This window comes from Lysinibacillus phoenicis (genome assembly GCF_047238325.1).
GTDB classification, from domain to species: domain Bacteria; phylum Bacillota; class Bacilli; order Bacillales_A; family Planococcaceae; genus Lysinibacillus; species Lysinibacillus irui.
Genome location: NZ_JBDFMP010000002.1, coordinates 1,093,713 through 1,119,762, shown reverse-complemented (window position 1 = coordinate 1,119,762; position 26,050 = coordinate 1,093,713). Strand labels below are relative to the sequence as shown.

The following is a 26,050-nucleotide window of genomic DNA, read 5'->3' as shown; positions in this document are numbered from 1 at the left end:
TGAGCAAAAATAGCTGAATGTTCTCCAAAGAAAAAAGAGTGATCACGGGGACCACTCTTTCTATTGTATAACTTTTTCTTGTGAATCCTTTTTGATATAACGCAATACGTGAAAATGCTCTAATTGGGCAACTAAATTACCGATTAGAATAAAGCTACCACCAATGACTAATTTCATCGTTAGGCCCTCACCAATAAACATCATGGCGAACATGGCTGCAAAAATAGGCTCTAAAGAAAAAATGAGACCTGTATGTGTAGCAGATGTGTACTGTTGTGCAACAGTTTGGCCGACAAAACAGAACGCACTACAAATGATTCCAAGACCTAAAATCGCAATCCAAGATGTCGTTGAATCTGGCAACGTTGGTGTTTCTAATATGAATGTTAAAATTAGTGCATAAAGTCCAGCGAAACCTAGTTGATAAATACCATATGAAATCGATTCGACATTTCGTGTAAAGGAGCTATTTAAAAGTAAATAAATTGAATAACATAATGCTGCAATTGCTACTAATAGGTCACCCTTTTGAAAGGTGAACGAGCCATGTGCTGTTAATACTGTAATACCAATCATCGTGCAAATAACGGCAAAGCTAACCGCTCTCGATGGTAATTTTTTTTCAATGAAACTACTGAAAATCGGCACTAATACAACAGTTAGGCTTAAAATAAAGCCAGCATTTGAAGCGGAGGTGGACTGTAGACCAAATAAACTTAACGCGAACACAATGAATAATAAAAATCCTTGAATAGCCGCATATTTTAATGTTTTACCATTTACTTTGATCATCCGTTTATAAAAAATAAGTCCTGCTACGAAGAATGCGATGATACAACGTAATGCCACCACATTATAAACTGCCAATGTTTCAAGCCCCATGACCATAAAGGTATAAGATAGTCCCCAAAACATTGTGACAATAACCATCAATACATTTGCTTTTCCTTGGATACTCATTATGTTCACCTACCATCTGTGTACTAAAACAGTTTTTATACTAAAAATTACTATATATCTTGTATTGTGATTAGTAAAACGAATGTTTATAATGAATAGGATTAAAAAATTTCATGTACATAGAGGGATGGCGAATGAGCTTAGTAAAATATGAGATTTTAACAAAGGTAGCAGAAGTAGCAAGTTTTACAAAAGCAGCGGATGCACTAGGGTTAACACAGTCTGCAGTGAGTCATGCCGTATCGAGTTTAGAAAAAGAATTTGGCTTTGCCCTTATTCACCGTAGTCGTGTAGGTGTCACACTAACAAGTGAAGGACAGACAATGCTTAGGGCGATGCGACAGGTCTTGGACGCACAGGAGTTATTGCAGCAGGAAGCAGCGCATATTCTCGGCGTTACACGAGGTAAGGTACGTATTGGTGTTATTTCAAGTATTTCTTCGAATTGGATGCCTGAAATTATTCAGATTATGGATCATCAATTTCCTGGGATACAAGTGGAGTTACGTGAAGGGGATTATTACGAAATTGAACAATGGCTTCTAAGTGGTGAAGTCGAGGCAGGATTCCTGAATGGGCAAAAGTCGGAACAGTATCAATTTATGGAATTACAGCAAGACCCTTTATTATGTATTGTTTCTCATAAAAGTCCATTATTTCATAAGACAGAAATTGATATTGTGGACCTAGAGGATATGCCTTTTATCATGACTTCTTACAAAGGGACAAATGATGTAAAAGTGCTGTTAGAACAATATCATGTAAAGCCCAATATACGCTTTGAGCTTTCTGAGGAAGTAGGAATTCTATCTATGATTTCACACCATTTAGGGATTAGTATTTTACCCCAATTGGTCATTCAAAATTTACCGCCAACATTGAAAGCGATTCCATTAAAGCAAGGTGGCTACCGAACGATTGGTATTGCCATGAAACACCATGCTTCACCCGTGACAAAGAAATTTGCTGAAATATTAAGTGCATGGTTAAAAGAGCAAAACAGCTCCCTTCCATCGTAGCTATTGAAGCAAATCGTACCATTACGTTAAAATAGTATTTGTATATATTTTAGAAACTAGGTGAGTGTATGGGGACATTACTAGGCAAAACCGTACTCATTACAAGTGGGGGAACACTTGAAAAATGGGATCGTGTACGAGGGCACACGAATTTATCGAAGGGGACAATGGGCTGTTATTTAGCAGAGGCAGCACTGGCTGCTGGTGCGACTGTCATATACATGCATGGTTACTTTGCCCAGCTCCCAGAAAACGAAGATAAAATGACATTGGTTAAATTTGAAGGCATTGAGGATTTAGGAGAAAAAGTTCGTCATGCTGTCCAACAACAACAAGTCGATATCGTCATTATGGCTGCTGCTGGCTCCGATTGGGTCATAGACAAAGTGTATGATCAATCAGGGAATTTAATGGAGGAAGCGGGCAAAATGCCTTCTGACGAACCACCGATTATTCATTTTAAAAAGGCACCAAAAGTTTTAGGTCAAATCAAAGGCTGGCAACCAAATGTAACGTTAGTAGGCTTTAAGCTGGAAGCGACGAATGATGAGGAATTTTTGCTTGCTCGTGCAAAACTACGCATGGAAACAGCCAATGCACAATTTATGGTAGCTAACAGCTCACAATCTTTATATGGTGGGGACGAGCCTCATTGGATTGTGCCTGCTGAAGGGCAGCCGATCAAGGTGATGGGTAAGCAACAGACAGCTCAAGCTCTAATGGACTGTTTACAGGGGGATTAAAAGGAGAACTGTGGAGAGGGTTTACTTCTGCACAGTTTTTTTGTTGTGAAAAATTGGATCTTCGTATATTATTTACTTAACGGTCGGTAAAAAAGGAGGCCCTTATGGGAAATAGAGAACAAACCTTTCAAAAAATTTTAGAAGTTGCCTATGTGATGTTTGCAGAAAAAGGATTTGAGAAAACGAGCTTAGCTATGATTGCAGCAGAGGTCGGCATATCAAAACCAGCTATTTATTACTATTTTCAATCAAAGGATCAATTAATTTCTTTTTTGTTTGAGGAACTTTATAAAGAAATTCAATATGATATCGTTGTTGATTACAAGGAGCTATCTCCAAGCAATTTCATTGAGAAATTACTGAAGATTGGCTATAAGTCAATTGATGAACAGGACAAAGATCCTTATTTTAATAAAATATTTAGTCAGTATTTGTTATTAGCCGCTCGCGACGACCACTACATGCAACAGTTATTAGAGCTTCAATCAGATTATTTAGCAAGATTTTATGATATTTTTCAATACGCAGTGCAACTAGAGGTGTTAGATGAAAATGCCAACATAGAAGCGAAAGCCCACATGTTAGCCATGCTCTATGATAATATTGGCAATTTTATGTTAACTGGTAGTCAATTGAACTATAAGGCTATTTGGAGGGAGGCAGTACATAGCGTCATTCAAGGGGGAAAAGATGAATAAGCAACTTGGTCATCGTCGTATTGAGGGCTTAGATTTTGCAAGAGCATTAGCAATGTTAGGTATGTTTATTGTAAACTTTGGCGTTATTTCAGGTTCAACTGCCAATGGTTCACAATGGCTCATTCAATTGCAAAGTCTTTTTGAGGGGCGCGCCTCTGCACTATTTGTCATTCTAGCAGGAATAGGGACTGCGCTGATGACGCGGAAAGCAAGGGAAGCAAAGGACCCAATTCTTATTCGCCAAAGTAAGTTAACTTTATGGAAGCGAGCTCTTTTTTTGTTTGTTGTTGGGATGGTTTTATATGTGGTGGGATGGACGGGAGATATTTTACATTATTACGGTGTTTATATGTTTCTTGCAGCTTTGTTGATAGCAACTTCAAAGAAAACCATGCTTTTTACAATTAGTGCGGTGATAATCGTTTCCCAATGGCTACAAATCCAATTCAATTATCTAGTTGGGTGGCATCCAAAATATATTTTATTAGAGTATATAGATTTTTGGACGGTAGAAGGTTTTATGAGAAATTTACTGTTTAATGGCTACCACCCCGTTTTTCCATGGATATCTTTTTTTCTCATTGGGATGATTGTAGGTACCTTAGATTTAACCAATAGGGCATTAAGAAAGAAATTAGTTACGGTAGGTATCTTGTTAGGAGTGATTATAGAAATTTTTTCAAAGGTGATTATTCACTTCTCGACAAAATATTTCTTAGATCATGATAGTGCGTTGTATTTATTTGATACAGGACCAATTCCACCAAATATAATGTATGTTCTATCAAATTCGGCTTCGGCTATTGTGATAATAGTAGGTTGTATGTATTTTGTAGAAACTTTCAAAAATAAAGTAATAGAAGCAATCATTAAAACGGGTCAATTGTCCTTAACACACTATGTTGGCCATGTCTTTATTGGCATCACTGTGTTAGAAGTTTTCGATTTATCGAATAATCTAACAGTCGTTTTTTCAATGCTCTATGCATGTTGTTATTTTTTAGGCTGTGTGTTTTTTTCGATATGGTGGAGGACTATCCATCAACGTGGTCCAATTGAACTCATTTTGAGAAAATGGTCCAATTAAAAAGTTTGAGAGTAGTCATCTATTTACTACTGATTTGGCATAAAATACATTCATATCGACTCATACAAACGTAGAAGATTGATATTACAAAGTATTCAGCTAGGTTTTCTAATATTTTATATTGACATTCGTATAGTAGAATTATAGAATTATTGTCAAGAAACGCAGTACTCTTATCAAGAGAGGTGGAGGGACTTGGCCCAACGAAGCCTCGGCAACCGAAAAGTTAGGTGCCAAATCCAACAGATGGTATCTGAGAGATAGGAGGGGCTATCAATCAGTTTGATGCGTTGGCCTCTTTTGTACAACAAGAATGAAAAAGAAGGGGTGTATCGTATGGCTCAATCAGTAAAGGTAGATGATAAAAAATTAGAGGCAATTGCCAAGGCAATTCAAAATCTTGAATTTGGTGAAGTGCATATTACGATCCAAGATGGTGTTATTGTGCAAATTAATAGGCTTGAAAAACAGAGATTTCCGCAGAAAAAATAACATTGATTTCAGTTGAACGATGTCAAAAGGCCACCAATAAGCATGAAGGATTTCCTTTGCTTACAAGTGGCCCTTTTTTTGTCTAAAAAATTAACTATAAAAGCTTTTTGGTATTTGCCCAATATGACGGCGATGGTATAGTAACGGTTCTTTTTGCCCGTTTGTAATGTCTTGCACATGCCCAATAAAAATGGTATGGTCGCCAGCATCTATTTGCTGAAACGTTTTACATTGTAAAATAGCTGCTGTATCATGTAAAATCGGTAGACCTAAAGATGAAGTGGACCACTGTGCCTGTGCAAAACGATCAGGGATTTTACTGGCAAATAGTGTACATAAATGTTCTTGGTCGCTTGCTAAAATATTGACCGCGAAATGAGAAGCATTCGTAAAATAAGAATGAAGCTGAGAATTTTTATCGAGTGACCACAAAATAAGGAGCGGGTCGATTGAAACAGATGCAAAGGAATTGACGGTTAAGCCTATAGGTTTTGTTTCATGACTTGTTGTGACAACTGTAACGCCTGTAGGGTAATTACCTAATGCCAATTTAAAAGCAGCTACTTGATCTGTCATTCAAATATCACCTCTTTATTAATATAAATTAGTTCACGGAGTAAGTAGGTAAAATGAACTTTTTTTTCATATCCTACTAGTAACTCCTTTTCTTGAGTAAATTTTAAACCAATTAAACATACAGGTAAAGGTAATGGGGAAAGAAAGGGGAATTGCCATGACTTTATATTTTGATCACCTGGTTCACCAAGTGGAATCACCAGAAAATATAAAGGTTTTCTTCAATAAACGAAATGTCCACACAGTGAATGGTGGGCAGCACACGATGTGGGGGACTTATAATACGTTAAGCTACTTTGGCTTAAGCTATATTGAACAAATTGCTATCTATGATCGTGATTTATTTGAGCAGGCGGCACAATACCCATATTCCTTACATTATACGTTTAAACGTGATCAAGAGCGCCAAGGATTTTCACGAATAGCCTTGCGTACCAAAAAAATTGAGGAAGAGGGTCAACGCTTACGAGCATTAGGTTATGATGTATATGGGCCGGATGCTTGCAGTCGAACAAGACCGGATGGCACTGTTGTGAAGTGGAAGCTTCTCCATTTTGGCAAACCAGATCTTCTCATTGATTTTCCATTTTTAATTGAATGGGCAGAGGAAGATGAGGAACGTCTGTCACAATTAGTGACAAGCGGTGCTATTGATACAAAACAAGCGATTACAATGGAATCAATCCAATTGTATGTCAAGGATATACGAAGAACAGTTCGTTTATGGCAGGAGGTATTGCAGCTACCAGAGCCTGTGCAACATGAGCAGTTCATCTCGTTACAGCTCCCGAATATCCGATTGGATTTTTATGAGGAAGAGGTTGCAGTAGCTATGACACTTGGTCATATAAAAGAAGGGCCATTTGGTGTGACATTAAAAGATCCTCATCGAACAAAGGAAACATTAGTATGTCCTGGCGCTTTTTATTGGATTAATCGATAATTACAATATCCACTTCATATGCTGAAATGGATTCAGACTGTAGACAAACTCGATGAATTTTGAGTTTGCCTACAGTCTTTTTTCTTTTACAATGAAATAAAGCTAAGCTATTGATTTCCACAATGGACGGACGCTTTCCGCGGGTGAGGTCGAGCTGCTTCCCTCGCTTCGCTCAGTCCAGGATCTCGACTTTTCCGCTTTTCCCGCAGGAGTGCCGCCCTTCGTTCCGCAGTTTTCTTATAGCTTTTTTGAAATTATTTCAAGTGTAATTCCCTTTTGTCATGCTATATGCTTCACATACTTAGTATCAAATTTGCAAAGGGCCACCATTGGTAATAAAAAAAGCGGATGAAGGAATATTTCATTCCTGCTCCGCTGTCCATTTGGAACTAAGCTAATAGTCCATTACCGTTATAATTTCACAACATTTGATGCTTGAGGTCCACGATTACCCTCTACCACATCAAATGATACCTTTTGACCTTCTTCAAGTGTACGGAAGCCTTCCTCCTGGATGCCCGTAAAATGTACAAATACATCTTCTCCATCATCACATTCAATAAAGCCATAACCCTTTTCATTATTGAACCACTTTACGATCCCCTGTTGCATAAGCATTCGCCTCCAATGCGCTTGAATGTAAAATAAAGTTAAATAAGTTGTGCTCTCATTGAGAAAATGTGAAAAAATTGCATTTTCTCTTAGAACATACATGAATTGAACAAAGATGTCAATTGATTGTCGAAATGCTTGCATATCTGGCTTTCTTTTTTTTCACAATTAAGACTATAATGGAAATGAACAACAAAGAAAGTAGGATGCCAAATGACAACGAAAAATCAACCATTATCAGATTTAGAAATCGCTAGTCAAGCAGTGATCAAACCTATTACGGAAATTGCCAAAGCTGCGGGTATTCCAGAGGATGCTCTTGAGCAGTATGGACGCTACAAAGCAAAGATTGACCCATTAAAAATTACAGCTCAGGGCGAGGATGCAAAAGTAGTATTAGTGTCTGCTATTAGTCCGACCCCAGCAGGTGAAGGAAAGTCGACAGTGACTGTAGGACTAGCAGATGCCCTTCATCAATTAGATAAGAAGGTGATGGTCGCTTTACGAGAACCATCATTAGGTCCAGTAATGGGCGTAAAAGGTGGCGCAACTGGCGGAGGTTACGCACAAGTAATACCAATGGAGGATATTAATTTACATTTCACTGGTGACCTTCATGCGATTACAACAGCCAACAATGCTTTATCCGCATTTATTGATAATCATATCCATCAAGGAAATGCATTAAACATTGATCCACGACGCATTATTTGGAAACGTGTAATGGACTTAAATGATCGTGCTCTACGTAAAGTAGTCGTTGGTTTAGGGGGACCAGTTCAAGGCATGCCTCGTGAGGACGGCTTTGATATTACGGTAGCCTCTGAAATCATGGCAGTGTTCTGTTTAGCAACAAGTATTGAGGATCTACGTGAACGCATCGCTAGTATCGTGATTGGCTACACATTCGAGCGTGAGCCAGTCTTTGTACGAGATTTACAGGTAGAAGGTGCTCTTACTTTATTATTAAAGGATGCCTTCAAGCCAAACTTAGTACAAACATTAGAAGGAACACCTGCCATTATTCATGGTGGTCCATTTGCCAATATCGCTCACGGCTGTAATTCCATTATGGCGACACAAACAGCTCGTAAGCTAGCGGATATCGTGGTGACAGAGGCAGGCTTCGGCTCTGATTTAGGTGCTGAAAAATTCATGAATATTAAAGCACGGAAAGCTGGCTTTAAGCCAAGTGCCGTTGTTATCGTAGCTACGATTCGTGCCTTAAAAATGCATGGTGGGGTTCCGAAAACAGCGCTTGTTGGCGAAAATGTCGAAGCCCTTTTACAAGGTATTGAAAACTTAGCTAAACATGTGGAGACAGTTCGCACATTTGGCGTTGAACCAATTATTGCATTAAATCGTTTTATTACGGACACAGAGGCTGAATTAGAAGCCGTTCTTAACTGGTGTCAAGAAAATGATGTTCGTATCGCACGTACAAATGTCTGGGAAGAAGGCGGTAAAGGTGGTCTAGCTCTAGCTGAACAAGTACTAGCTGTGCTAGAAGAAGATAACAACTTCTCTCCTTTATATGATGTAACAGAGTCTATTGAAGAAAAAGTTCGTACAATCGTGCAAAAAGTTTATGGTGGGAAAGATGTGCAATTTACTGATCAAGCCAAAAAACAAATTGCCCAAATCGAAAAATTTGGCTGGGACTCTCTTCCGATTTGTATGGCAAAAACACAGTATTCCCTAACTGACCAACCAAGTTTACTCGGTCGTCCAGAAGGCTTTACCATTACGATTCGTGAAGTTATTCCAAAGCTTGGTGCTGGCTTCTTAGTTTGTCTAACAGGCGATATTATGACAATGCCAGGTTTACCAAAAACACCGGCTGCGCTACGTATGAATGTTGATAGCGAAGGACATGCGGTGGGATTGTTCTAACATCAATAAAATAATGATAGACCTTAAAGCTACCCTTTAAAAAAAGGGTAGCTTTCCATTTCGAAATTATAAATTCCAAAAATTTAAAAGCAAAAGGAACTGAGATTTTGCCCATACAATAAATCGCGAAAATTGTTATTTATTTAATGAGGAGGTACATATATGGATAAGATAATCACACAAATTCATGAATTTGCTACTGAAGAAAGAAAAGAATATGTTCGAAAGGCAAAAGAGTTACACCGAGAATTTTTGCTCAAGTTCCCACTAGAGCGTTTGCATGAGATGGAGCTTGAAGAATATGCACTAGGATTGCAGCCTCAAGGTTCCTTTAGCTGGTGGTTAGAATATAATACGGTTTCCTTAGGGAGTATCAAGGGAGGATCAGCTAATAAACATATAATTTATTATAAAAAGAAGGAAGGTACTTGGTTTTACCCAGAACAATTTAAAAATGAGCAAGAGGCATGGCAACAACTTAGAGAAGATATTATTAAAACGATAGAAGTAATGGGGAAAGAACCCTATGTATCAATAGATAATGATAATTTACTAAATCGGGGTTCAATGCTAAGAGGAAAAATATCATATATGTACCATGCAGATAAATTAATGCCGATTTATCAAGAATCTCATCTGAAAAAATTTTTAAAGGAATTTGGAGTGGATGAGAATCTGTTGAAAACAAGAGATACGCTTTATTTAAATCAACTCTTACGGAATGAACTATACAAACATAAGTCTTTACAACAATATGATGTGCTGTTGCTCTCAAATTTTCTATATACACATTTTATGCAAGCTGAATTTGTTTATAAAATTGCTCCAGGTGATAATGCTAGTAACTTTCAAAACTGTGTAGATAATAGTTTTATTTCCTTAGGTTGGGGTGATCTTGGTAACCTCGAACAATACAATGATTTTAACGAGTTAAAAAATGCTTTTGTTAAAAAAGGCTATTATAATCAACATAAATCAGTTATTACGAGAAAAGCAAATGAGGTATGGGACTTTTATAATTTACAGCCAGGTGACCTAGTGATTGCCAATAATGGAACGTCGAAAATAGTTGGCATTGGAGTAGTAAATGAAGAGGGTTACAAATATAACGAAGATTTTGGACGATATCCCCATACTGTAGGAGTGAATTGGTCGCAAATTTTTGAAAAAGGGTTAGTTATTCCACCTCAAAATGCTTGGAAAACTGTAACGGTAGCGAAAGTACCTAAGAAACAGATGGAAGAATGGCTACAAAGTAATGGAACACAGTCTATTACTAAGCCCACTTTAGAAGAATCACCTCTTTTTGGAAAAATAAATAGGGCTCTTAACCGAAAAGGCCAAATTATTTTATACGGTCCGCCAGGTACAGGTAAAACATACTCTGTAATGCAGTTTTTAAAGTGGAAAAAACATTCAAATGTGAAAATCCATATAGAAATGTGTACATTTCATCCTTCTTTTCAGTATGAAGATTTTATTGAGGGATATAAACCTACTGCTGAAAAAGATGGTACTGTATCATTTACTTTACAAGATGGCGTTTTTAAAAGATTTATTAATCAGGCAAAAAAAGAACCAGGAAAAAAGTTTTATTTCATTATAGATGAGTTAAATCGAGGGAACGTACCCAAAATTTTTGGGGAGTTAATCACATTGTTAGAAAAAGACAAGCGTGGGGTGGAAGTAATTTTACCCCAAAGTAAAGAGCTCTTTACGATTCCAGAAAACGTGGCGATTATTGCAACGATGAATACTTCAGATCGAAGTATTAAAATGCTAGATGCTGCTATTAAACGTCGTTTTGCTTTTGTAGAATGTATGCCAAATTACGAGATTTTAGAATGTTCAGTCGATAAATTAAGTATTTCTCCTTCTACAATTTTAAAGTCATTGAATAAAAAACTTATCCAAATGCAAGGTCGTGATATGCAAATTGGCCATGCTTATATGATAGAAGATGGTGACGTAATTTCTTCTGTTGGCCAATTAAAAGATATTTTCCAATATGATATTATCCCTCTTTTACAAGAATATTGCTTTGATAATTTCAGTGTACTTGCAGATATTTTAGGAGATAGTTTTGTAGATATTGATTTACAAGAAGTGAATCATACTTTATTTAACGATGATGATGAAGCTTTTATAGCGGCGCTTGAAAGTCATTTAGGTGATTGATAATGAAGAATGAAATAATTTTACAGGAATTCACGGAGCAAGTTATTCCAGCATATTACTTAACGAATCAAGAACGCTGTTATTTAAAAGAAATTGCTTCAATTCATAATAATAAACCTTGGGAGCAGCGGTTTTATTTCGATGAATTAAGAGAAGGTTTACGTATCAGGACTACTAGTTTTGTTGGTATCATTGAGTTAGAACATTTACGCATTATTATTCAACCAAAGTTTGATCCTACATTTACAGAAGTAGTAGATATGATGTTGTTTGCCAAAGGAAATGCAAAATGGTCAGAGCGACAGTCTATAGGACAAGCAGGGCATAATGATTTATTTACTCTCTTAGTAGACCTTTTTATTGAAGAAACAGAATTGTTGTTACTTAAGGGGCTAAAAAAGGATTATATCGAAGAGTATGGTAATTTACTACAGGCTCGAGGGCGTATTTCCATACGAGAAAACATGGTGAAAAACTTTAATTTACCAACAAAAATTTATTGTGTTTATGATGAACTTATCTACGATATTATAGAAAACCAAGTAATACTAAGAGTTCTTGAAATGTTAACAATAGTTAAATTGCCAAAGCATTTAAAGCTTCATGTTCATAAGCTACGAACACAGTTTGAAATGTTGACAAACACTTTTTATGGAAATAAGTGGCCTCATATTGTAATAAATCGTTTAAACGAAAATTATAAGATGAGCCATTTCTTTGGCAGAATGCTCTTTGAAAAGCTATTTTTACAAGATTATATGAAAAAGGAAACAAATTATTTTGCATTCCTTGTAAATATGAATGAAGTGTTTGAACGGTTTGTAGGAGAAATTCTGAAGAAATATTTAGCTCATAAAGCATTTAAAGTTGTATCTAATAAACGTATTACGAATGCTATGTTGCTAGAAGGTGAAAGATACCGTGATATTATCCCGGATATAGTTGTGTATGATTTAAATAAGAATACAGTTACAGTAATTGATACTAAATATAAAGGATATGATTTCAAACGAGTATCAACCGAAGACATATTTCAGTTATCATTTTATGCTCAGCACTTCCAAACTGGTGAAAGTTACACTGCAACTATTGTTTATCCTGTATTTAAAGGTATAGATTATCAGACAAGGCGTGTAATTGAAACGAATAAATTTTCTAAGAACTGTGGAAAAATATATTTACAGAGTATTAACATTCATCAAACTCTTGAATGGATTAAAAAGAATGAAGAAGTTTTATTGAAATCATTAGCAAAAAATTTAATAGGCTATTAACAAAGGAAAAATAAAAATGTTGGTTGGAAAAGTTGATCAATTAAACTACAGATTCCGAAATATAATAATTTCTTTAATTGAAAAAAGATTCTAGTAAAAAACTAGGATCTTTTTTTTTGCATAAAAAAACAAGAGAAGTTTCCTTATATAAATGTGTTTGGTAGTTTTTATCAATAGTTCTCTGTTATTGGAAAGAAAGAGCGGATTTTTACAATAGAAGATAATTGTCAAATGAATTTTTATTTAAAAAATACATTGAATTTTCTTTTTCTTTTAAATATAATTTACTTAATTCTAATTCGGAACACTGTTCCGATTATAGGAACACGGAGGGATGAAGTCTTGAAAATCGCAACAGATATTGGCGGTACTTTTACCGACCTAGTTTTCACAGATGAAAAAGGTAATCTTCATTTTGATAAGGGACATACAACACCTGGTCACTTTGAGGATGGCATATTAAATGTATTAGGACGTCATGTTACGGAGGATTCTCTAATTGAATCTTTTATTCATGGTTCAACTGTTATTATTAATACACTGACGGAAAGAAAAGGGGGCGTAGTCGGGTTAATTACAACAAAAGGCTTCCGTGACGTAATAGAAATAGCCCGTGGTAATCGACCAGACTTATATAACTTTAAATATAAAAAGCCAGAACCATTTGTAGAGCGTTACTTACGACAAGAAATAGATGAGCGAATTGATTTTAAAGGAAATGTTATGAAAGCGCTTAATACCGAGGAAGTCGGTGAAATCGTTCGTAAATTTAAGGAATTGGGTGTAGAGGCGATAGCCATTTCATTGATTCATGGCTATAAAAATCCGATTCATGAGCAACAGCTAAAAGAAGAAATCTTAAAAATTTGGCCAGATGTGTATATCACTCTTTCAAGTGAAACGATTAAAGAATACCGTGAGTATGAAAGAACAAATACAACTGTATTAAATTCTTATGTTAAGCCAATTGCACATGCGTATTTAAAAAGCTTAAAGGAGAAATTAAGCACGATTGGTATTACAGATCATTTAAAAATTATGCAATCGAATGGTGGTACAACAAGCTTTGATAAAGCGATGGAGCTACCAATTAACCTAGTTGAATCAGGTCCTGTAGCAGGTATGTTTGGGGCAGCGAAATTAGGCCAACTTTTAAATGAATCGAATATCATCGCTTTTGATGTTGGTGGGACGACAGCTAAATGCTCCCTTATTACAGATGGCAAAGTGAATGTCACAACAGATTACTATATTGAAAGAAATGAAAAATTTGCTGGCTATCCAATTAAAACGCCAGTTGTGGATATTGTAGAAATCGGCAACGGGGGCGGCTCAATTGCCCGTGTAGACCAATTCGGTTCATTAAAAGTTGGTCCAGATTCTGCAGGTGCCAATCCAGGACCAGTGGCATACGGCTTAGGAAATACACAGCCGACCATTACAGATGCGAATGTGTACTTAGGAAGATTGTCATTAGAAAACTTTGATAATCCTGTTTCCATTGACAAAGTGGAGGAAGCTCTTGTTGAAGCAATTGCGAAACCATTTAATGTATCAGCGGAGGAAGCAGCGCAAGGCATTTTAGATATTGCAAATTCTAATATGCTTAATGCACTAAAGTTGATTTCGATTCGTAAAGGCTATGACCCTGAAGATTTTACAATGGTAGCCTTTGGTGGTGGTGGACCACTTCATGCGATTAACTTAGCTGAAGAGCTGGGCATGAAAAAAGTCATTATCCCATATGGTTCGTCTGTCTTTTCTGCATTAGGAATGATGATGACCGAGTACCGACAAGATTATATTCAAACAAGTTTAATGAACTTTGACAAAAACCATCTTGCGGCTATTCAAGAAAACATTGATCAAGCGATTGCCAATGCGTATGCAGATGCACCTTTAGCTAAGGATCATTATTATTTCGAGATTAATTATGATTTACGCTACAAAGGTCAAGAGCATACGGTTAAATTAAACGCATCGACTATTACAATTAATGAAGAAGGGCTTGAAAAATTAGCAGAGGCTTTCCACATTAAACATAAGCAAGAATTTTCATTTGATTTACCAGCTACACCAATTGAGCTAGTGAACTTACATCTTACAATTTATGGAAAAGATGAGGCGGTTCAGTTTAAAGAATTAGACTTCTCTCATATTGATGCTTCGACATGTATTAAAACAAAGCGCAATTTATACGTGAAAGGAACAGGTTGGGTAGAGGTCAATGTTTATGATCAACAAAAATTAGTACCTGGCTATGTTATTGCTGGACCTGCCATTGTGGAAAATCCAACATCTACAGTCGTGATTAATGACAAGCAATCCATTGAAATTGATCAATACGGCAATCTGATTGTAGAGATGGAGGGAAAATAAAACATGAAAAAAGACGTTTTTGCAGTAGAAATTATTCAAGATTCATTGCTAGCAATAGGAGATGAGATGTTTATTGCGCTAGCACGCTCTTCTATGAGTCCCGTGATTTATGAAGTATTAGACTATGCTTGTGGTTTAACAGATGCCAAGGGTAATTTAATTAGCCAAGGAAATGGTGTAACGAGCTTTATTGGGATGCTAAGTCCAATGGTGCAGCGTGTTATTGAAAAATTTGATAATGGGAAACAGTTACACGAAGGGGATGTCATTATTATTAATGACCCATATGTTGGTGGTGGATCTCATTTATCGGATGTAGGCTTAGTCCTACCAATTTTCTATAATGGTGAAATTATCGCGTATTCAGCCAATAAAGCGCACTGGACAGAAGTAGGGGGCATGGACCCTGGTTCATTCACAAGTAATTCTAATGAAATCTATCAAGAAGGTTTACAGCTTCCAGGTGTTAAACTTTATCATCAAGGTGAGCTGAACGAAGCAGTCTATGAAATCATTTCGACGAATGTCCGTTTACCAGAGCTTTCGATCGGAGATATGTTTGCACAAGTAGCAGCTCTAAAAACAGGAGAAAAACGAATTGCAGAGCTTTGCCAGAAGTTTGGTGCTGAGTCTGTGAAATTGTCCATTCAAAAACTATTGGACAAGGGAGAGAAAATTGTTGAGCTGGAGCTTCAACATTTACCAAAAGGTGAGTTTTATGCGGAAGACTTTATTGAAGGTGACCCATTAAAAGGTGGCCCATACCCAATTAAAGTGAAAGTAACAATTAGTGATGAAGCGTTTATTTGTGACTTTAGAGGCTCCCATCCTGCAGTCAATGTGCCAATGAACTGCTCACAATTTGGTTTAATGGCTAGTGTGCGGGTTATGTTCTTAGCATTACTTGGTGATATTGATGTAATCAACGAAGGTGTCTTTAAACGCTTAACGATTATTACAGATGAAAACTCCATTGTCTCAGCTAAACGTCCTCATCCTGTGTCCATGAACTTCGAGGCACGTATAGGGGCAGCGGATTTAATTTGGAAGGCTCTTGCACCTCATTTACCAGAACGATTATCTGCAGGGCATTTGCAGTCCGTTTGTACGTTTATCTTAACAGGTAAAAACCCTGAAAACGATGAGTCATTCTTAATCGTTGAACCATCCGTTGGTGGTTGGGGAGCGTCCAATGATGAGGATGGTCAAAGCGGACAATACTGTATGGGAGATGGTGAAACATATAATCTCCCGGTTGAAATTGCCGAAACAAAATATGGTATTCACATTGATGAATATAGCTTAAATTGTGACGGGGCAGGTGCTGGTCAATTTAGAGGCGGCTTAGGTGTACGTCGCGTTTATACAGTGAATCATGATGGTCAAAAGGTTTCTGTTAACTTAGGAAGACATCAATTTGCGCCTTTCGGTTTAAATGGCGGAGGAGAGGGCTCTCACAACTATCTGATCATTCATAAAAACGATGGAACGAAGGTTGGACCCGTTGGAGTGCTGGCCAATTATGAATTGCAAAAGGGTGACCGCATTGAGCTTGTGACAGCAACAGGTGGTGGTTATGGTAATCCACTTGAAAGAAGTGCCGAGGCCATTGAACGTGATTTATTAAATGAATATATTTCTATAGAAGTAGCGCAGAAGAAATACGGTTATCAAAACGCTTAAAGGGAGAAATAAATGACTGTCAAGACATTAAAAAACTCATTGGATATACTAGAGTGTTTTGCCACGACAGAAAACGCATTAGGTGTTCGTGAAATTTCACGCATGATGAACTTGCCGACAAGTGTCGTGCAAAGAACCATTAATACATTTACAGAAGCGGGTTATTTAATACAGGATGACAACACAAGAAAATATAAATTAGGTTACAAGATGTTCCTTTTTTATGATGTGCTCTCCAATTCTAAAGACCCACACTCGACCATTTATGAATTGATGCAAAATCTTGCGAATGAAATTAATGAATCAGTATTTCTTACTTATATGGATAATGAATACGGTGTTACCACGAAAATTGCCGAAAGTAATAAAAATGTAAAGTATGCGGTGTCTTTAGGGACGAAGACACCCCTTTACATCGGTGCTTCCTGCAAAGTGATGTTTGCCTATTTAGAAGAGGACAGGCAGCTTGAATTAATCGCTTTTTTTCATAATAAACAATCGAAAGAAGAGCATCTTAAACTGCTTAAGTCATTGAAGGAAGAGCTACAGCAAATTAGACAAAACAACTGGTGTGTTACAGTTGGGGAGTATAATGAACATGCTTTTGGCATTAGCGTACCGTTATTTAACTATAAGAGGGAAATTATCGCATCTCTTACCATTTCTGGACTAGTATATGATTTAGATGATCAAAGGGAGAAATATATGCTTGAACAGTTAGTGAAAGTAGCTCATCAAATACAATCACATATTTCAAAACTATAACAGCAATAGGGGAGCTGACACTATGAATAATAAAGTATTACATCCAAGGGCTTTAGAGCCTGTAACTCTACTAATGATCGTCTTAACATCTGTCGTAGGGGCAATTATCGGGATACAGTTGATTACGACTTTAGGGATTTCTGCTAATACATCAATCGTCGGGGCAATATTTGCGATGATTCTAGGAAGAATTCCAATCGGCAAGCTCATTGAATTTAAATCTGTGCATAGACAAAATATTATCCAAACGGCCATTTCAGCAGCAACGTTCAGTGCTGCAAGTAGTTTAATGTTGCCAATTGGTATTCCATATGTATTAGGCTATGAAAACTTAGTATTACCATTGTTTATCGGTGTTATTTTAGCGATGTTTGTTGATGCTTTATTATTATATAAATTTTTTGATACAAAGATTTTCCCAGCAGCAGGTACTTGGCCACCAGGGATTGCGACTGCTGAAGCCATTAAAGCGGGCGATAAAGGCGGTAAAAATGCCAAGGTATTAATCGGTGGTGTGTTAATAGGTATTGTGGGGTCTGTTCTTAAAATTCCAATGTCAGCTTTTGGGGTAGCGTTCATAGGAAATATTTGGGCACTAACGATGTTTGGGATTGGGCTTCTTCTAAGAGGATATTCTGTTCAATTGTTTAATGTCGATTTAAATGCATATTATATTCCGCATGGCGTGATGATTGGTGCCGGTATTGTGGCACTTTTCCAGGTCGCTTTTGCCTTATTAAATAAAAAGTCGGCTAAAAAGTCAGAAGAGTTGAGCTACTCAAAAGATGCCAAAGAAATTCGCCAAGCCTTTGGTGTAGGGTTTATTGCTTATTTAGCCATTGCCTTATTAATTGCCATTTTAGGTGGTATTATCACGCATATGTCTTTCGGTATGTTAATAGGATTCATCGTCTTTGCAACAATTGCTGCATTTGTTCATGAGCTGATTGTTGGTATTGCGGCGATGCACGCAGGTTGGTTCCCAGCATTTGCTGTCGCATTTATTACGCTGATTGTTGGTATTTTAATCGGTTTCCCAGCACCAGCACTTGCCTTATTAGCAGGTTATAGTGCAGCTACAGGGGTAGCGTTTGCAGATATGGGCTATGACTTAAAAACTGGATTTATTTTACGTGGTAATGGTAGTGATGCTGCGTTAGAAAAAGAAGGCCGGAAGCAACAATTAATAGCAGGAATGTTAGCCTTTGCGATTTCGGCTGTTGTCGTTTTACTATCTTATAAATCTTATTTTGCACAAGATTTAGTAGCACCTGTAAACCATGTGTATGCAGCCACAATCCAATCAGGTGTAACAGGAGATGTAGCAAAACAATTAATGATTTGGGCTATTCCAGGTGCATTGATTCAGCTAATTGGTGGTTCAAAACGTCAAATGGGTATTTTATTTGCAACAGGTTTATTACTTGTTAATCCGATCGCTGGTTGGGCTGTTTTAGTCGGTATCTTACTTCGTGTTATTTTCACATATGTAACGAAAGGTAAGAGAGAATCTGAAATGACGGTCTTTGCAGCAGGTGTTATTGCTGGAGATGCGTTATATAGCTTCTTCTCTTCTATTCTAAAAATAGGAAAATAGAAAGGGGTATGAATGAATGGTAAAAGTATTATCGTATGAGGATGGGATTGCAGCCGTTTATGGAGGGGCAATTCTTGGCGGCGGCGGAGGTGGTCTTCAAGAGGAAGGACTCAAGCTAGTGGAGGAAATCTTTGCTGCGGGAGAACCTCAATTAGTCGATATCACAGAATTGGATCAAGAAGACTTAGTGGCATGCGTTGCCTTGGTAGGTGCACCATCAGCAGTTGATCAATATATTTCTGGTGAGCAGCTTTGTTGGAGCTATCGTCAGATGAATAAGCATTACGAGCAGCGTCTAAAAGGCATCATTACGAATGAAAATGGTGCCAGTACGACGATCAATGGCTGGCTACAGTCAGTACTATTAAATGTACCAGTCGTTGACGCTCCTTGTAATGGACGAGCACATCCAACGGGGATCATGGGCTCTTTAAATCTCCATGAGCAACAAGATTATCAATCCGTGCAATTTTATGCAGGGGGAAAAGATGATTTTGCCGTGCAAGGGTTTGTCGAAGGGAATTTACAAAACACAGCCAAAACAGCTCGACAAGCATCCATTTTAGCAGGTGGGCTAGTGGGGGTTACTCGAAATCCTGTGACGATTGACTATTTACAGAAGCATGGTGCCCCTAATGCAATCACGATGGCTATTGAGCTTGGCTATCGATTCTTAAAGGGACAAACATTTGAAGAGAAATTAGCCAATGTTGTACAGCATTTGAATGGTACACACATTGTATCGGGGAAAGTTACAAATTATTCTTTAACGAAGGAAAATGGCTTTGATGTTGGAAAATTATCCGTTGGCGAATATCATCTTACTTTCTGGAATGAATATATGACATTATCGAAAGAAGGACAATTACAATCGAAATTCCCAGATTTAATCATGACATTTGATATAGAGAAAATGACTCCTGTACCAAGTGCAAGCATTCAGGAAGGGATGCATGTAGCCGTGATCCATGTAGACCAATCACTTTTGACATTAAGTTCGACAATGCAAAATGAAGCACTTTTGCAGGAAATTGATGAAGTTATTAAAAACGTGTTATAAGTAAATAAAACAGTAAAAGCTGCCATCATCTACTTGAATGTAAGATGGGCAGCTTTTATTTGTCCTTCAGCGGGAGGGTAATACATTTTATCACAATCGTACCTACTTCCTTTATCACACTTAATACATTGGCTTACATGATTTTTCTTCTGATTGCACGACTCATCGAACGTGGTATTCACAAGCTGGAGACAATAATAGTGTATGATTTTCATTAAAGGGAGGAGCTACGTTCATACATAGTAGAAGAAGGTAACAACCAGTAATGAAAAACAATGACACAAATGCAACATCAAGTGAAAGCCTTTAGGTCATGCAACAAACTAACTTGTTGTTCACATTTTCGGCATGTACATAGGGCTATGCGGGTTAAACAAAGAATTTCTAAGGGAAAGTGTTCACTTTTATTTGTTTAGATGATTGGTTTTCAATACGTACGTCATCTTCTAAACAGGTTATTCAATTGTAAGCCCGCTGAAGTTAATGCTAAATCTGTCCTACACATAGCTGGTGTACATTACTGAAAAAATATGAGGTACAGAACAAATGGATTGTTCTGTATGTTTATCATACAATATTCAGAAAAGTTAGTCAATTGAAACGTTATCAATTTTTAATTTCTAGATTACCTTTTGCAGGAATAAATACAGTATAATCTTGTAGGAAAGGAATGAGATTAACGATGAATAATTTATTGGATAAGGTTCGAGACGTATATGCACAATTTGATGCTAGTCATGATTTTCAGCATATTGAACGCGTCTATCAAAATGCGCTAGCTATCCTACAAAGTGAGCCAACAGCAGATGCTGAGGTGGTTAAAATAGCGGTGCTTTTACATGATGTCAGCGACAAAAAATATACTGATAGCAAGGAACAGGAAGAACAACTGATTGCAGAACTACCACTGAGTGAAGATAAAAAGCAACATATCCGAGACTGTATTGCTCAAGTATCGTTTAATGGAGGAAATGAGCTAGAAGCAACATCATTGGAAGCGAAAATCGTACGTGATGCAGATCGTTTAGATGCGATTGGTGCCATTGGCATTGCCCGAACATTTGCTTATGGTGGAGCTAAAGGTCGAAAGCTTTATGATAAAGACGAGGAAGCACGGGCAAACATGTCAGAATCAGAATACCGTCAAAAAAATACCTCATCGGTTACTCATTTTTATGAGAAATTATTACTGCTAAAAGATTTAATGGTGACAGAGAAGGGCAAAAAAATGGCACTGGAACGTCATCAATTTATGGAGAGCTTTTTACAGCAATTACAGCACGAAATCGGTCAATAGGACAACACAAAAAGAACCGCCTTTCATTGGAATGGCGGTTTTTGTGCTTCATTGGGTATTTCTTTCGTAGCACCAAGATTGTGAGAAGTACGTTCAGTATAATAAAATAAAGGACGCCTATCGCAAGTAGAATATTCCTTTTCATATGGATTGCCTCAACAATGTCTTTAGCAAATTGCATTAAGAATTTCCACAAGCCAATGATAGAAGATTGAGCAAAGTAAATATAATATTACCTGTTAGTATTCGATAATGAACGATATTTTTATCTAAAATGAACATAAGGTTGGCTATATATAATATGAAATTAATGACGTCTGCTAACTCCATAAAAAAATCACCCTTTATATCGTTACTATTTTATTCGAAATTTTTTGATGAAATCGGCTGTGCATATTGGGCGATTACTTGCTCTGTAAATCGTATCGAATCATCTGAACTCTCTTCTATAAAACTATATTCAATAGTAGCTTTTAGTAGTAGCATTTTTCTGAATAATGTAAAAATGTTGTTGAACTCTTCTTCTACATGGCTATTTGTTTGTGTTAAGCTATGGTCCTTAAAATATTCGTGCATTCGCTCTTATGGTTCGTTTCTCTACAATTGAACCATTTATCACTATGAGGAAGAATCAAAAATAAAACGGTTATTTTCCACTTTTCTTTTTCAGATTCCCATTTTTTATTTTAATCCACGGGGCCCCATAAAATCGGAAGCGCGGCATATAGAATAACAGATTATCTAGCTCTGATAGCATTTGCGAATGTATTATTGAACAACAAGCTGTGATAGTTTGTTGTTCTTTGTTTACATGTCAATTGGTGTTATGATGAATAATGGATATCAATAATCGTCTACATACAAATCGTGTGGGCATGAACAATACCTAACATGAAAGAGATGGAATAGTGGAATGAGTCATTTAATCGTACAAAATTTAACAAAAACAGTGGGCGATAAAACGCTTTTTCAAGATATTGAATTTACCATTTATGAAGGAGAGCGAGCAGGTTTAATCGGTATTAATGGAACAGGGAAGTCGACGCTGCTATCTATTTTAGCTGGAGACGTTGAAGCAGACTCGATGACTGTGGACCGTCCGAATAAGTACCGTATCGCCTATTTACCACAGGAACCGACATTTGAAGCTGGTGAAACAGTTTTACAGGCTGTCTTTGCTGGCGATTCACCTATTTTACAGCTGAATCGTCAGTATGAGGAAACCGTTGCTGCTTTAGCAGTTAATCCAACATCTGATAGTTTACAAAAAACGTTGTTTAGCTTACAACAGCGTATGGATGAAGAGCAGGCATGGGATGTCAATGCGTTAGCAAAGACATCATTAACAAAGCTAGGTATTGAAACATTTGAGAAAGAAGTGCTAACACTTTCAGGAGGTCAGCAGAAACGTGTCGCTTTAGCCAAAGTGTTAATTGAACCAGCAGATCTTTACCTACTAGACGAGCCTACCAACCATTTAGATGTGCAATCAACAGAGTGGCTTCAGGAAATGGTGCTACGACTAAAGGGTGCCGTAATTTTCATCACCCATGATCGTTACTTCTTAGATGAATTATCGACACATATTTACGAGCTAGCAGATCAAACGCTATATCGACATACAGGGAATTATGGCGATTATTTAGAGGCGCGTGCCATTCGTGAGGAAATGAAAGCAGCCTCTGCTCAAAAGGACCGCAACCGTTATCGTTCAGAGTTAAAATGGATTCGTCGCGGTGCGAAGGCGCGCTCAACTAAGCAGAAGGCTCGTATTCAACGCTTTGAAAAGCTAGAGGAAAACTTAGAGCGAAAATCAGAGGACGTTTCTTTAGAAATGGGACTGGCTACAACACGTCTTGGTCGTAAAGTTCTGGAGGCCGAAAATATTTCGAAAGCCTTTGGACAGCAAAAAATTCTAGAAAACTTCTCATTTTTACTACAGCAGGGTGATCGCATAGGTATTATCGGTGCAAATGGTGTAGGAAAATCAACTTTATTGAACATGCTAGCAGGGGAGCTGACACCCGATCAAGGTGAAATTCTTGTTGGCTCAACAGTAAAGCTAGCGCATTTCAAGCAAACATTGCCGAAAATGAATGAAAATGAGCGTATGATTGAATATATACGTGAGGCTTCTAATGATATTACAGATGCAGAAGGCGTACGCTACTCGGCGGCTCAAATGCTTGAACGCTTTTTATTCCCATTGCATGCGCATGGTACACCGATTGGGAAATTATCAGGCGGTGAGCGCAAGCGTCTCCATTTATTACGTTTATTAATGGAGCAGCCAAACGTCTTATTATTGGACGAACCAACGAATGATTTAGATATTGAAACATTAGGTGTGCTAGAGGATTTCATTGAGCATTTCCCTGGTGTTGTAATTACGATTTCCCATGATCGTTTCTTCTTAGACCGAATTGCTAAAAAGCTTTGGATTTTGGATGGACAGGGGCAAGTAGAGGAATCACTTGATCTTTACAGTGAGTACTTGGAGAAGCGCGAGCAAGCAGCGACTGCTAAAGTAGAGACACCAAAAGTTGAAAAGGCAAAGACTGAAAAGCCCAAATCAGATAAGAAGAAGCTATCGTTTAAAGAGCAAAAAGAATGGGAAACGATTGCAGATGATATTGAAAAAACAGAAACAGCCATTATGGAGACGGAAGAAGGAATTGCTCAAGCTGGTTCAGACTTCACGAAACTACAGGAATTAACGGCTAAGCTTGATGAGCTAAATGCACACTACGAGCACCTGATTGAAAGATGGTCTTATTTAGATGAAATTGTTAACGGATAAGGAGCGATAGACATGAAGATTATTACAATTGAACCGACACCAAGTCCCAATTCTATGAAGATTGTTGTTGATACAGAGCTACCGTTCGGGAAAAGCTATAATTTTACAAAAGATAATAAGGATGAGGCAACTGGCGAAGCTGCAGCCATTTTAGCTATTGAAGGAGTAAAGGGCGTTTACCATGTAGCGGATTTCTTTGCGGTGGAGCGCAATGCTAAGTATGCATGGGAAGGCATTCTAGCAAGCATTCGTCAAGTGCTAGGAGAAGATGTACAAACACAGGATGAAACGGTTGTGGCCAATGAGTTTTACGGTGAGGTTTACGTGCATGTACAGTTTTACAAGCAGGTACCACTGCAAGTAAAAGTGTTTGATAATCAACGTGAACATCGTGTAAGCTGTGGTGACCGTTTTGTAGAGGCCTTTAATCAAATCATTGAATCAGCAGTAGACGAGAACTATATCTTCCAACGCAAGTGGATTGATTATGGGGTGCGGTACGGCGAGCTTGAGGAAATTGCTGAAGCAGTCAAACAGGAGATCGATGTCACGTATTCTCCAGAACGCTTAGCAGAAATTGTAGCTGCCATCAATAATGATGACGAAAAAGCTATTGTAAAAACAGACAAGCTAAAAATAACAGTGGAGCAGTTCAATCAACCAGAATGGGAGAAACGCTTCCAATTGCTTGACCAAATGGTCGATCCAGAGCTAGATGATCTACCATTACTGGATTTAGCCTTACGAGATGAACAAATGTCCATTCGCCGACTTGCTACTGTGTACTTAGGCATGATTGAGGATGTGGCTGTTGTTCCTTATTTAGAAAGAGCCCTTCAAGATAAAAGTGCAGCCGTGCGCCGAACTGCAGGTGACTGCATGAGTGACCTTGGCTTTGTTGAATTTGAAGGAGCCATGCAACAAGCCTTACAAGATAAAAACAAACTGGTTCGCTGGCGTGCAGCAATGTACTTATATGAGGTCGGCACGGAGCAATCTTTACCAGCATTACAAGCTGCCGAAAACGATAAAGAATTCGAAGTAAAATTACAAGTCAAAATGGCCATCGCCCGTATCGAACAAGGCGAGGAAGCAAAAGGCTCGGTCTGGAAGCAAATGACCGAATCCCGTCAACAATAAAAAGGAAAAACCAGCTGATGCTGGTTTTTTTCATTGTATGGGGTGGGCTTCGCTCTGGGGATGATAGTTGTTGCTCATAAGTGTTGATAAACGGCTTAATATGGGAGACTTCGCTCGTAAATGGTATGACTCCGCTCATCTGTGTGAGGAACCGCTCGAAGGAGGAGTGAAAACGCTCGAAAATGTGAGGAAACCGCTCGTAAAATTGAAGAAACCGCTCAAAGGATGTGTGAACCCGCTCCTAAAGTTGAGGAAACCGCTCAAAGGAGGGGAGAACCCGCTCCTAAAGTTGAGGAAACCGCTCAAAGGAGAGGAGAACCCGCTCATAAAGTTGAGAAAACCGCTCAAAGGAAGGGAGAACCCGCTCATAAAGTTGAGAAAACCGCTCAAAGGAGGGGAGAACCCGCTCCTAAAGTTGAGGAAACCGCTCAAAGGAGGTGTGAATCCGCTCCTAAAGTTGAAGAAATCGCTCAAAGGAGGGGAGAACCCTTTCCTAAAGTTGAGGAAACCGCTCAAAGGAGGGGAGAACCCGCTCCTAAGTGTGAGAAAACCGCTCAAAGGAGGGGAGAACCCGCTCGAAAATGAGAGAGATCCGCTCAAAGAAGGTGCCACCCCGCTCATAAGTGTGAGAAAACCGCTCAAAGGAAGGATGAACCCGCTCATAAGTGTGAGAAAACCGCTCAAAGGAGGTGTGAATCCGCTCATAAAGTTGATGAACCCGCTCAAAGGAGGGGAGAACCCGCTCGAAAATGTGAGAAAACCGCTCAAAGAAGGTGCCACCCCACTCATAAAGTTGAGGAAACCGCTCAAAGGAAGAAACCCGCTCAAAGTCAACCTCCAATCGGTGGGATAAT

General features: G+C 38.0%; 22 protein-coding genes and 1 riboswitch. Of the genes, 18 read left to right on the top strand and 4 right to left on the bottom strand.

Annotation, left to right across the window (positions count from 1 at the left end; all coding sequences use genetic code 11):
- Positions 1–60: 60 nt before the first annotated feature.
- The gene (locus tag ABC382_RS07120) at positions 61–960 is read right to left on the bottom strand and encodes a DMT family transporter (RefSeq protein ID WP_322605703.1); all 900 of its coding nucleotides are present in this window, start codon (positions 958–960) and stop codon (positions 61–63) included.
- A gap of 134 nt (positions 961–1,094) precedes the next feature.
- Between ABC382_RS07120 and ABC382_RS07115 the strand changes: the two genes are divergently transcribed.
- The 5 genes from ABC382_RS07115 to ABC382_RS07095 all read left to right on the top strand — a co-directional run bounded on the left by ABC382_RS07115 (position 1,095) and on the right by ABC382_RS07095 (position 4,999).
- Positions 1,095–1,979: a LysR family transcriptional regulator gene (locus ABC382_RS07115; protein WP_274796561.1), complete on the top strand. Its 885-nt coding sequence runs from the start codon at positions 1,095–1,097 to the stop codon at positions 1,977–1,979.
- 68 nt (positions 1,980–2,047) lie between these two features.
- Complete coding sequence (locus tag ABC382_RS07110; protein ID WP_274796562.1) at positions 2,048–2,722, top strand: phosphopantothenoylcysteine decarboxylase domain-containing protein; 675 nt, start codon at positions 2,048–2,050, stop codon at positions 2,720–2,722.
- A gap of 104 nt (positions 2,723–2,826) precedes the next feature.
- Positions 2,827–3,420, top strand: coding sequence for a TetR/AcrR family transcriptional regulator (locus ABC382_RS07105; protein WP_274796563.1), 594 nt, complete (start codon positions 2,827–2,829; stop codon positions 3,418–3,420).
- Positions 3,413–4,507, top strand: a complete 1,095-nt coding sequence (locus tag ABC382_RS07100; RefSeq protein ID WP_322605704.1) for a DUF418 domain-containing protein — start codon at positions 3,413–3,415, stop codon at positions 4,505–4,507. Before ABC382_RS07105 ends, ABC382_RS07100 begins: the two co-directional genes overlap by 8 nt.
- 170 nt (positions 4,508–4,677) lie before the next feature.
- Positions 4,678–4,774: riboswitch (SAM riboswitch) on the top strand.
- Between the two features lie 69 nt (positions 4,775–4,843).
- Complete coding sequence (locus ABC382_RS07095) at positions 4,844–4,999, top strand: YezD family protein (RefSeq protein ID WP_004269393.1); 156 nt, start codon at positions 4,844–4,846, stop codon at positions 4,997–4,999.
- A gap of 90 nt (positions 5,000–5,089) precedes the next feature.
- Here ABC382_RS07095 and ABC382_RS07090 read toward each other — a convergent pair whose 3' ends face one another.
- Positions 5,090–5,575, bottom strand: a complete 486-nt coding sequence (locus ABC382_RS07090; RefSeq protein WP_274796565.1) for a flavin reductase family protein — start codon at positions 5,573–5,575, stop codon at positions 5,090–5,092.
- A 157-nt stretch (positions 5,576–5,732) separates the two neighbouring features.
- Here ABC382_RS07090 and ABC382_RS07085 point away from each other — a divergent pair, with 157 nt between their 5' ends.
- A complete protein-coding gene (locus tag ABC382_RS07085) occupies positions 5,733–6,518 on the top strand; it encodes a VOC family protein (RefSeq protein ID WP_322605705.1) in 786 nt (261 codons plus the stop codon).
- A gap of 411 nt (positions 6,519–6,929) precedes the next feature.
- Here the strand turns inward: ABC382_RS07085 and ABC382_RS07080 are convergent, their stop codons facing one another.
- Entirely contained in the window at positions 6,930–7,130 is a 201-nt protein-coding gene (locus ABC382_RS07080) for a cold-shock protein (RefSeq protein ID WP_004269397.1), read from the bottom strand.
- A gap of 213 nt (positions 7,131–7,343) precedes the next feature.
- Between ABC382_RS07080 and ABC382_RS07075 the strand changes: the two genes are divergently transcribed.
- From ABC382_RS07075 to ABC382_RS07035, 9 genes are all read left to right on the top strand, one after another.
- Positions 7,344–9,023, top strand: a complete 1,680-nt coding sequence (locus ABC382_RS07075) for a formate--tetrahydrofolate ligase (RefSeq protein WP_322610496.1) — start codon at positions 7,344–7,346, stop codon at positions 9,021–9,023.
- Between the two features lie 162 nt (positions 9,024–9,185).
- Positions 9,186–11,201: an McrB family protein gene (locus ABC382_RS07070; protein ID WP_312507106.1), complete on the top strand. Its 2,016-nt coding sequence runs from the start codon at positions 9,186–9,188 to the stop codon at positions 11,199–11,201.
- 2 nt (positions 11,202–11,203) lie between these two features.
- Positions 11,204–12,475 (top strand): McrC family protein, encoded by a 1,272-nt coding sequence (locus tag ABC382_RS07065; protein WP_312507105.1) that lies wholly within the window; start codon positions 11,204–11,206, stop codon positions 12,473–12,475.
- A 342-nt stretch (positions 12,476–12,817) separates the two neighbouring features.
- Complete coding sequence (locus ABC382_RS07060; RefSeq protein WP_312507104.1) at positions 12,818–14,854, top strand: hydantoinase/oxoprolinase family protein; 2,037 nt, start codon at positions 12,818–12,820, stop codon at positions 14,852–14,854.
- A gap of 3 nt (positions 14,855–14,857) precedes the next feature.
- Positions 14,858–16,537, top strand: coding sequence for a hydantoinase B/oxoprolinase family protein (locus ABC382_RS07055; RefSeq protein ID WP_274796569.1), 1,680 nt, complete (start codon positions 14,858–14,860; stop codon positions 16,535–16,537).
- A gap of 12 nt (positions 16,538–16,549) precedes the next feature.
- Positions 16,550–17,302, top strand: a complete 753-nt coding sequence (locus tag ABC382_RS07050; RefSeq protein ID WP_274796570.1) for an IclR family transcriptional regulator — start codon at positions 16,550–16,552, stop codon at positions 17,300–17,302.
- Positions 17,303–17,324: 22 nt separating this feature from the next.
- A complete protein-coding gene (locus tag ABC382_RS07045; protein WP_274796571.1) occupies positions 17,325–18,899 on the top strand; it encodes an OPT/YSL family transporter in 1,575 nt (524 codons plus the stop codon).
- Between the two features lie 16 nt (positions 18,900–18,915).
- Complete coding sequence (locus ABC382_RS07040) at positions 18,916–19,959, top strand: S-methyl thiohydantoin desulfurase domain-containing protein (protein ID WP_412926689.1); 1,044 nt, start codon at positions 18,916–18,918, stop codon at positions 19,957–19,959.
- 682 nt (positions 19,960–20,641) lie between these two features.
- Positions 20,642–21,256 (top strand): HD domain-containing protein, encoded by a 615-nt coding sequence (locus ABC382_RS07035; RefSeq protein WP_312507126.1) that lies wholly within the window; start codon positions 20,642–20,644, stop codon positions 21,254–21,256.
- 360 nt (positions 21,257–21,616) lie between these two features.
- Here ABC382_RS07035 and ABC382_RS07030 read toward each other — a convergent pair whose 3' ends face one another.
- On the bottom strand, positions 21,617–21,832 hold the full coding sequence (locus tag ABC382_RS07030) for a hypothetical protein (RefSeq protein ID WP_412926688.1): 216 nt from the start codon (positions 21,830–21,832) through the stop codon (positions 21,617–21,619).
- A 337-nt stretch (positions 21,833–22,169) separates the two neighbouring features.
- Between ABC382_RS07030 and ABC382_RS07025 the strand changes: the two genes are divergently transcribed.
- From ABC382_RS07025 to ABC382_RS07015, 3 genes are all read left to right on the top strand, one after another.
- Complete coding sequence (locus ABC382_RS07025) at positions 22,170–24,056, top strand: ABC-F family ATP-binding cassette domain-containing protein (protein ID WP_274796573.1); 1,887 nt, start codon at positions 22,170–22,172, stop codon at positions 24,054–24,056.
- Positions 24,057–24,068: 12 nt separating this feature from the next.
- Complete coding sequence (locus tag ABC382_RS07020) at positions 24,069–25,196, top strand: conserved virulence factor C family protein (protein WP_322610499.1); 1,128 nt, start codon at positions 24,069–24,071, stop codon at positions 25,194–25,196.
- A gap of 166 nt (positions 25,197–25,362) precedes the next feature.
- Positions 25,363–26,049, top strand: a complete 687-nt coding sequence (locus tag ABC382_RS07015; RefSeq protein ID WP_322610500.1) for a hypothetical protein — start codon at positions 25,363–25,365, stop codon at positions 26,047–26,049.
- Position 26,050: the final 1 nt, after the last annotated feature.

Bases quoted from the DNA above. Each gene is read 5' to 3' on its own strand.
- ABC382_RS07120 (WP_322605703.1), bottom strand. From the start codon at position 960: ATGAGTATCCAAGGAAAAGCAAATGTATTGATGGTTATTGTCACAATG.
- ABC382_RS07115 (WP_274796561.1), top strand. From the start codon at position 1,095: ATGAGCTTAGTAAAATATGAGATTTTAACAAAGGTAGCAGAAGTAGCA.
- ABC382_RS07110 (WP_274796562.1), top strand. From the start codon at position 2,048: ATGGGGACATTACTAGGCAAAACCGTACTCATTACAAGTGGGGGAACA.
- ABC382_RS07105 (WP_274796563.1), top strand. From the start codon at position 2,827: ATGGGAAATAGAGAACAAACCTTTCAAAAAATTTTAGAAGTTGCCTAT.
- ABC382_RS07100 (WP_322605704.1), top strand. From the start codon at position 3,413: ATGAATAAGCAACTTGGTCATCGTCGTATTGAGGGCTTAGATTTTGCA.
- ABC382_RS07095 (WP_004269393.1), top strand. From the start codon at position 4,844: ATGGCTCAATCAGTAAAGGTAGATGATAAAAAATTAGAGGCAATTGCC.
- ABC382_RS07090 (WP_274796565.1), bottom strand. From the start codon at position 5,575: ATGACAGATCAAGTAGCTGCTTTTAAATTGGCATTAGGTAATTACCCT.
- ABC382_RS07085 (WP_322605705.1), top strand. From the start codon at position 5,733: ATGACTTTATATTTTGATCACCTGGTTCACCAAGTGGAATCACCAGAA.
- ABC382_RS07080 (WP_004269397.1), bottom strand. From the start codon at position 7,130: ATGCAACAGGGGATCGTAAAGTGGTTCAATAATGAAAAGGGTTATGGC.
- ABC382_RS07075 (WP_322610496.1), top strand. From the start codon at position 7,344: ATGACAACGAAAAATCAACCATTATCAGATTTAGAAATCGCTAGTCAA.
- ABC382_RS07070 (WP_312507106.1), top strand. From the start codon at position 9,186: ATGGATAAGATAATCACACAAATTCATGAATTTGCTACTGAAGAAAGA.
- ABC382_RS07065 (WP_312507105.1), top strand. From the start codon at position 11,204: ATGAAGAATGAAATAATTTTACAGGAATTCACGGAGCAAGTTATTCCA.
- ABC382_RS07055 (WP_274796569.1), top strand. From the start codon at position 14,858: ATGAAAAAAGACGTTTTTGCAGTAGAAATTATTCAAGATTCATTGCTA.
- ABC382_RS07050 (WP_274796570.1), top strand. From the start codon at position 16,550: ATGACTGTCAAGACATTAAAAAACTCATTGGATATACTAGAGTGTTTT.
- ABC382_RS07045 (WP_274796571.1), top strand. From the start codon at position 17,325: ATGAATAATAAAGTATTACATCCAAGGGCTTTAGAGCCTGTAACTCTA.
- ABC382_RS07040 (WP_412926689.1), top strand. From the start codon at position 18,916: ATGGTAAAAGTATTATCGTATGAGGATGGGATTGCAGCCGTTTATGGA.
- ABC382_RS07035 (WP_312507126.1), top strand. From the start codon at position 20,642: ATGAATAATTTATTGGATAAGGTTCGAGACGTATATGCACAATTTGAT.
- ABC382_RS07030 (WP_412926688.1), bottom strand. From the start codon at position 21,832: ATGCACGAATATTTTAAGGACCATAGCTTAACACAAACAAATAGCCAT.
- ABC382_RS07025 (WP_274796573.1), top strand. From the start codon at position 22,170: ATGAGTCATTTAATCGTACAAAATTTAACAAAAACAGTGGGCGATAAA.
- ABC382_RS07020 (WP_322610499.1), top strand. From the start codon at position 24,069: ATGAAGATTATTACAATTGAACCGACACCAAGTCCCAATTCTATGAAG.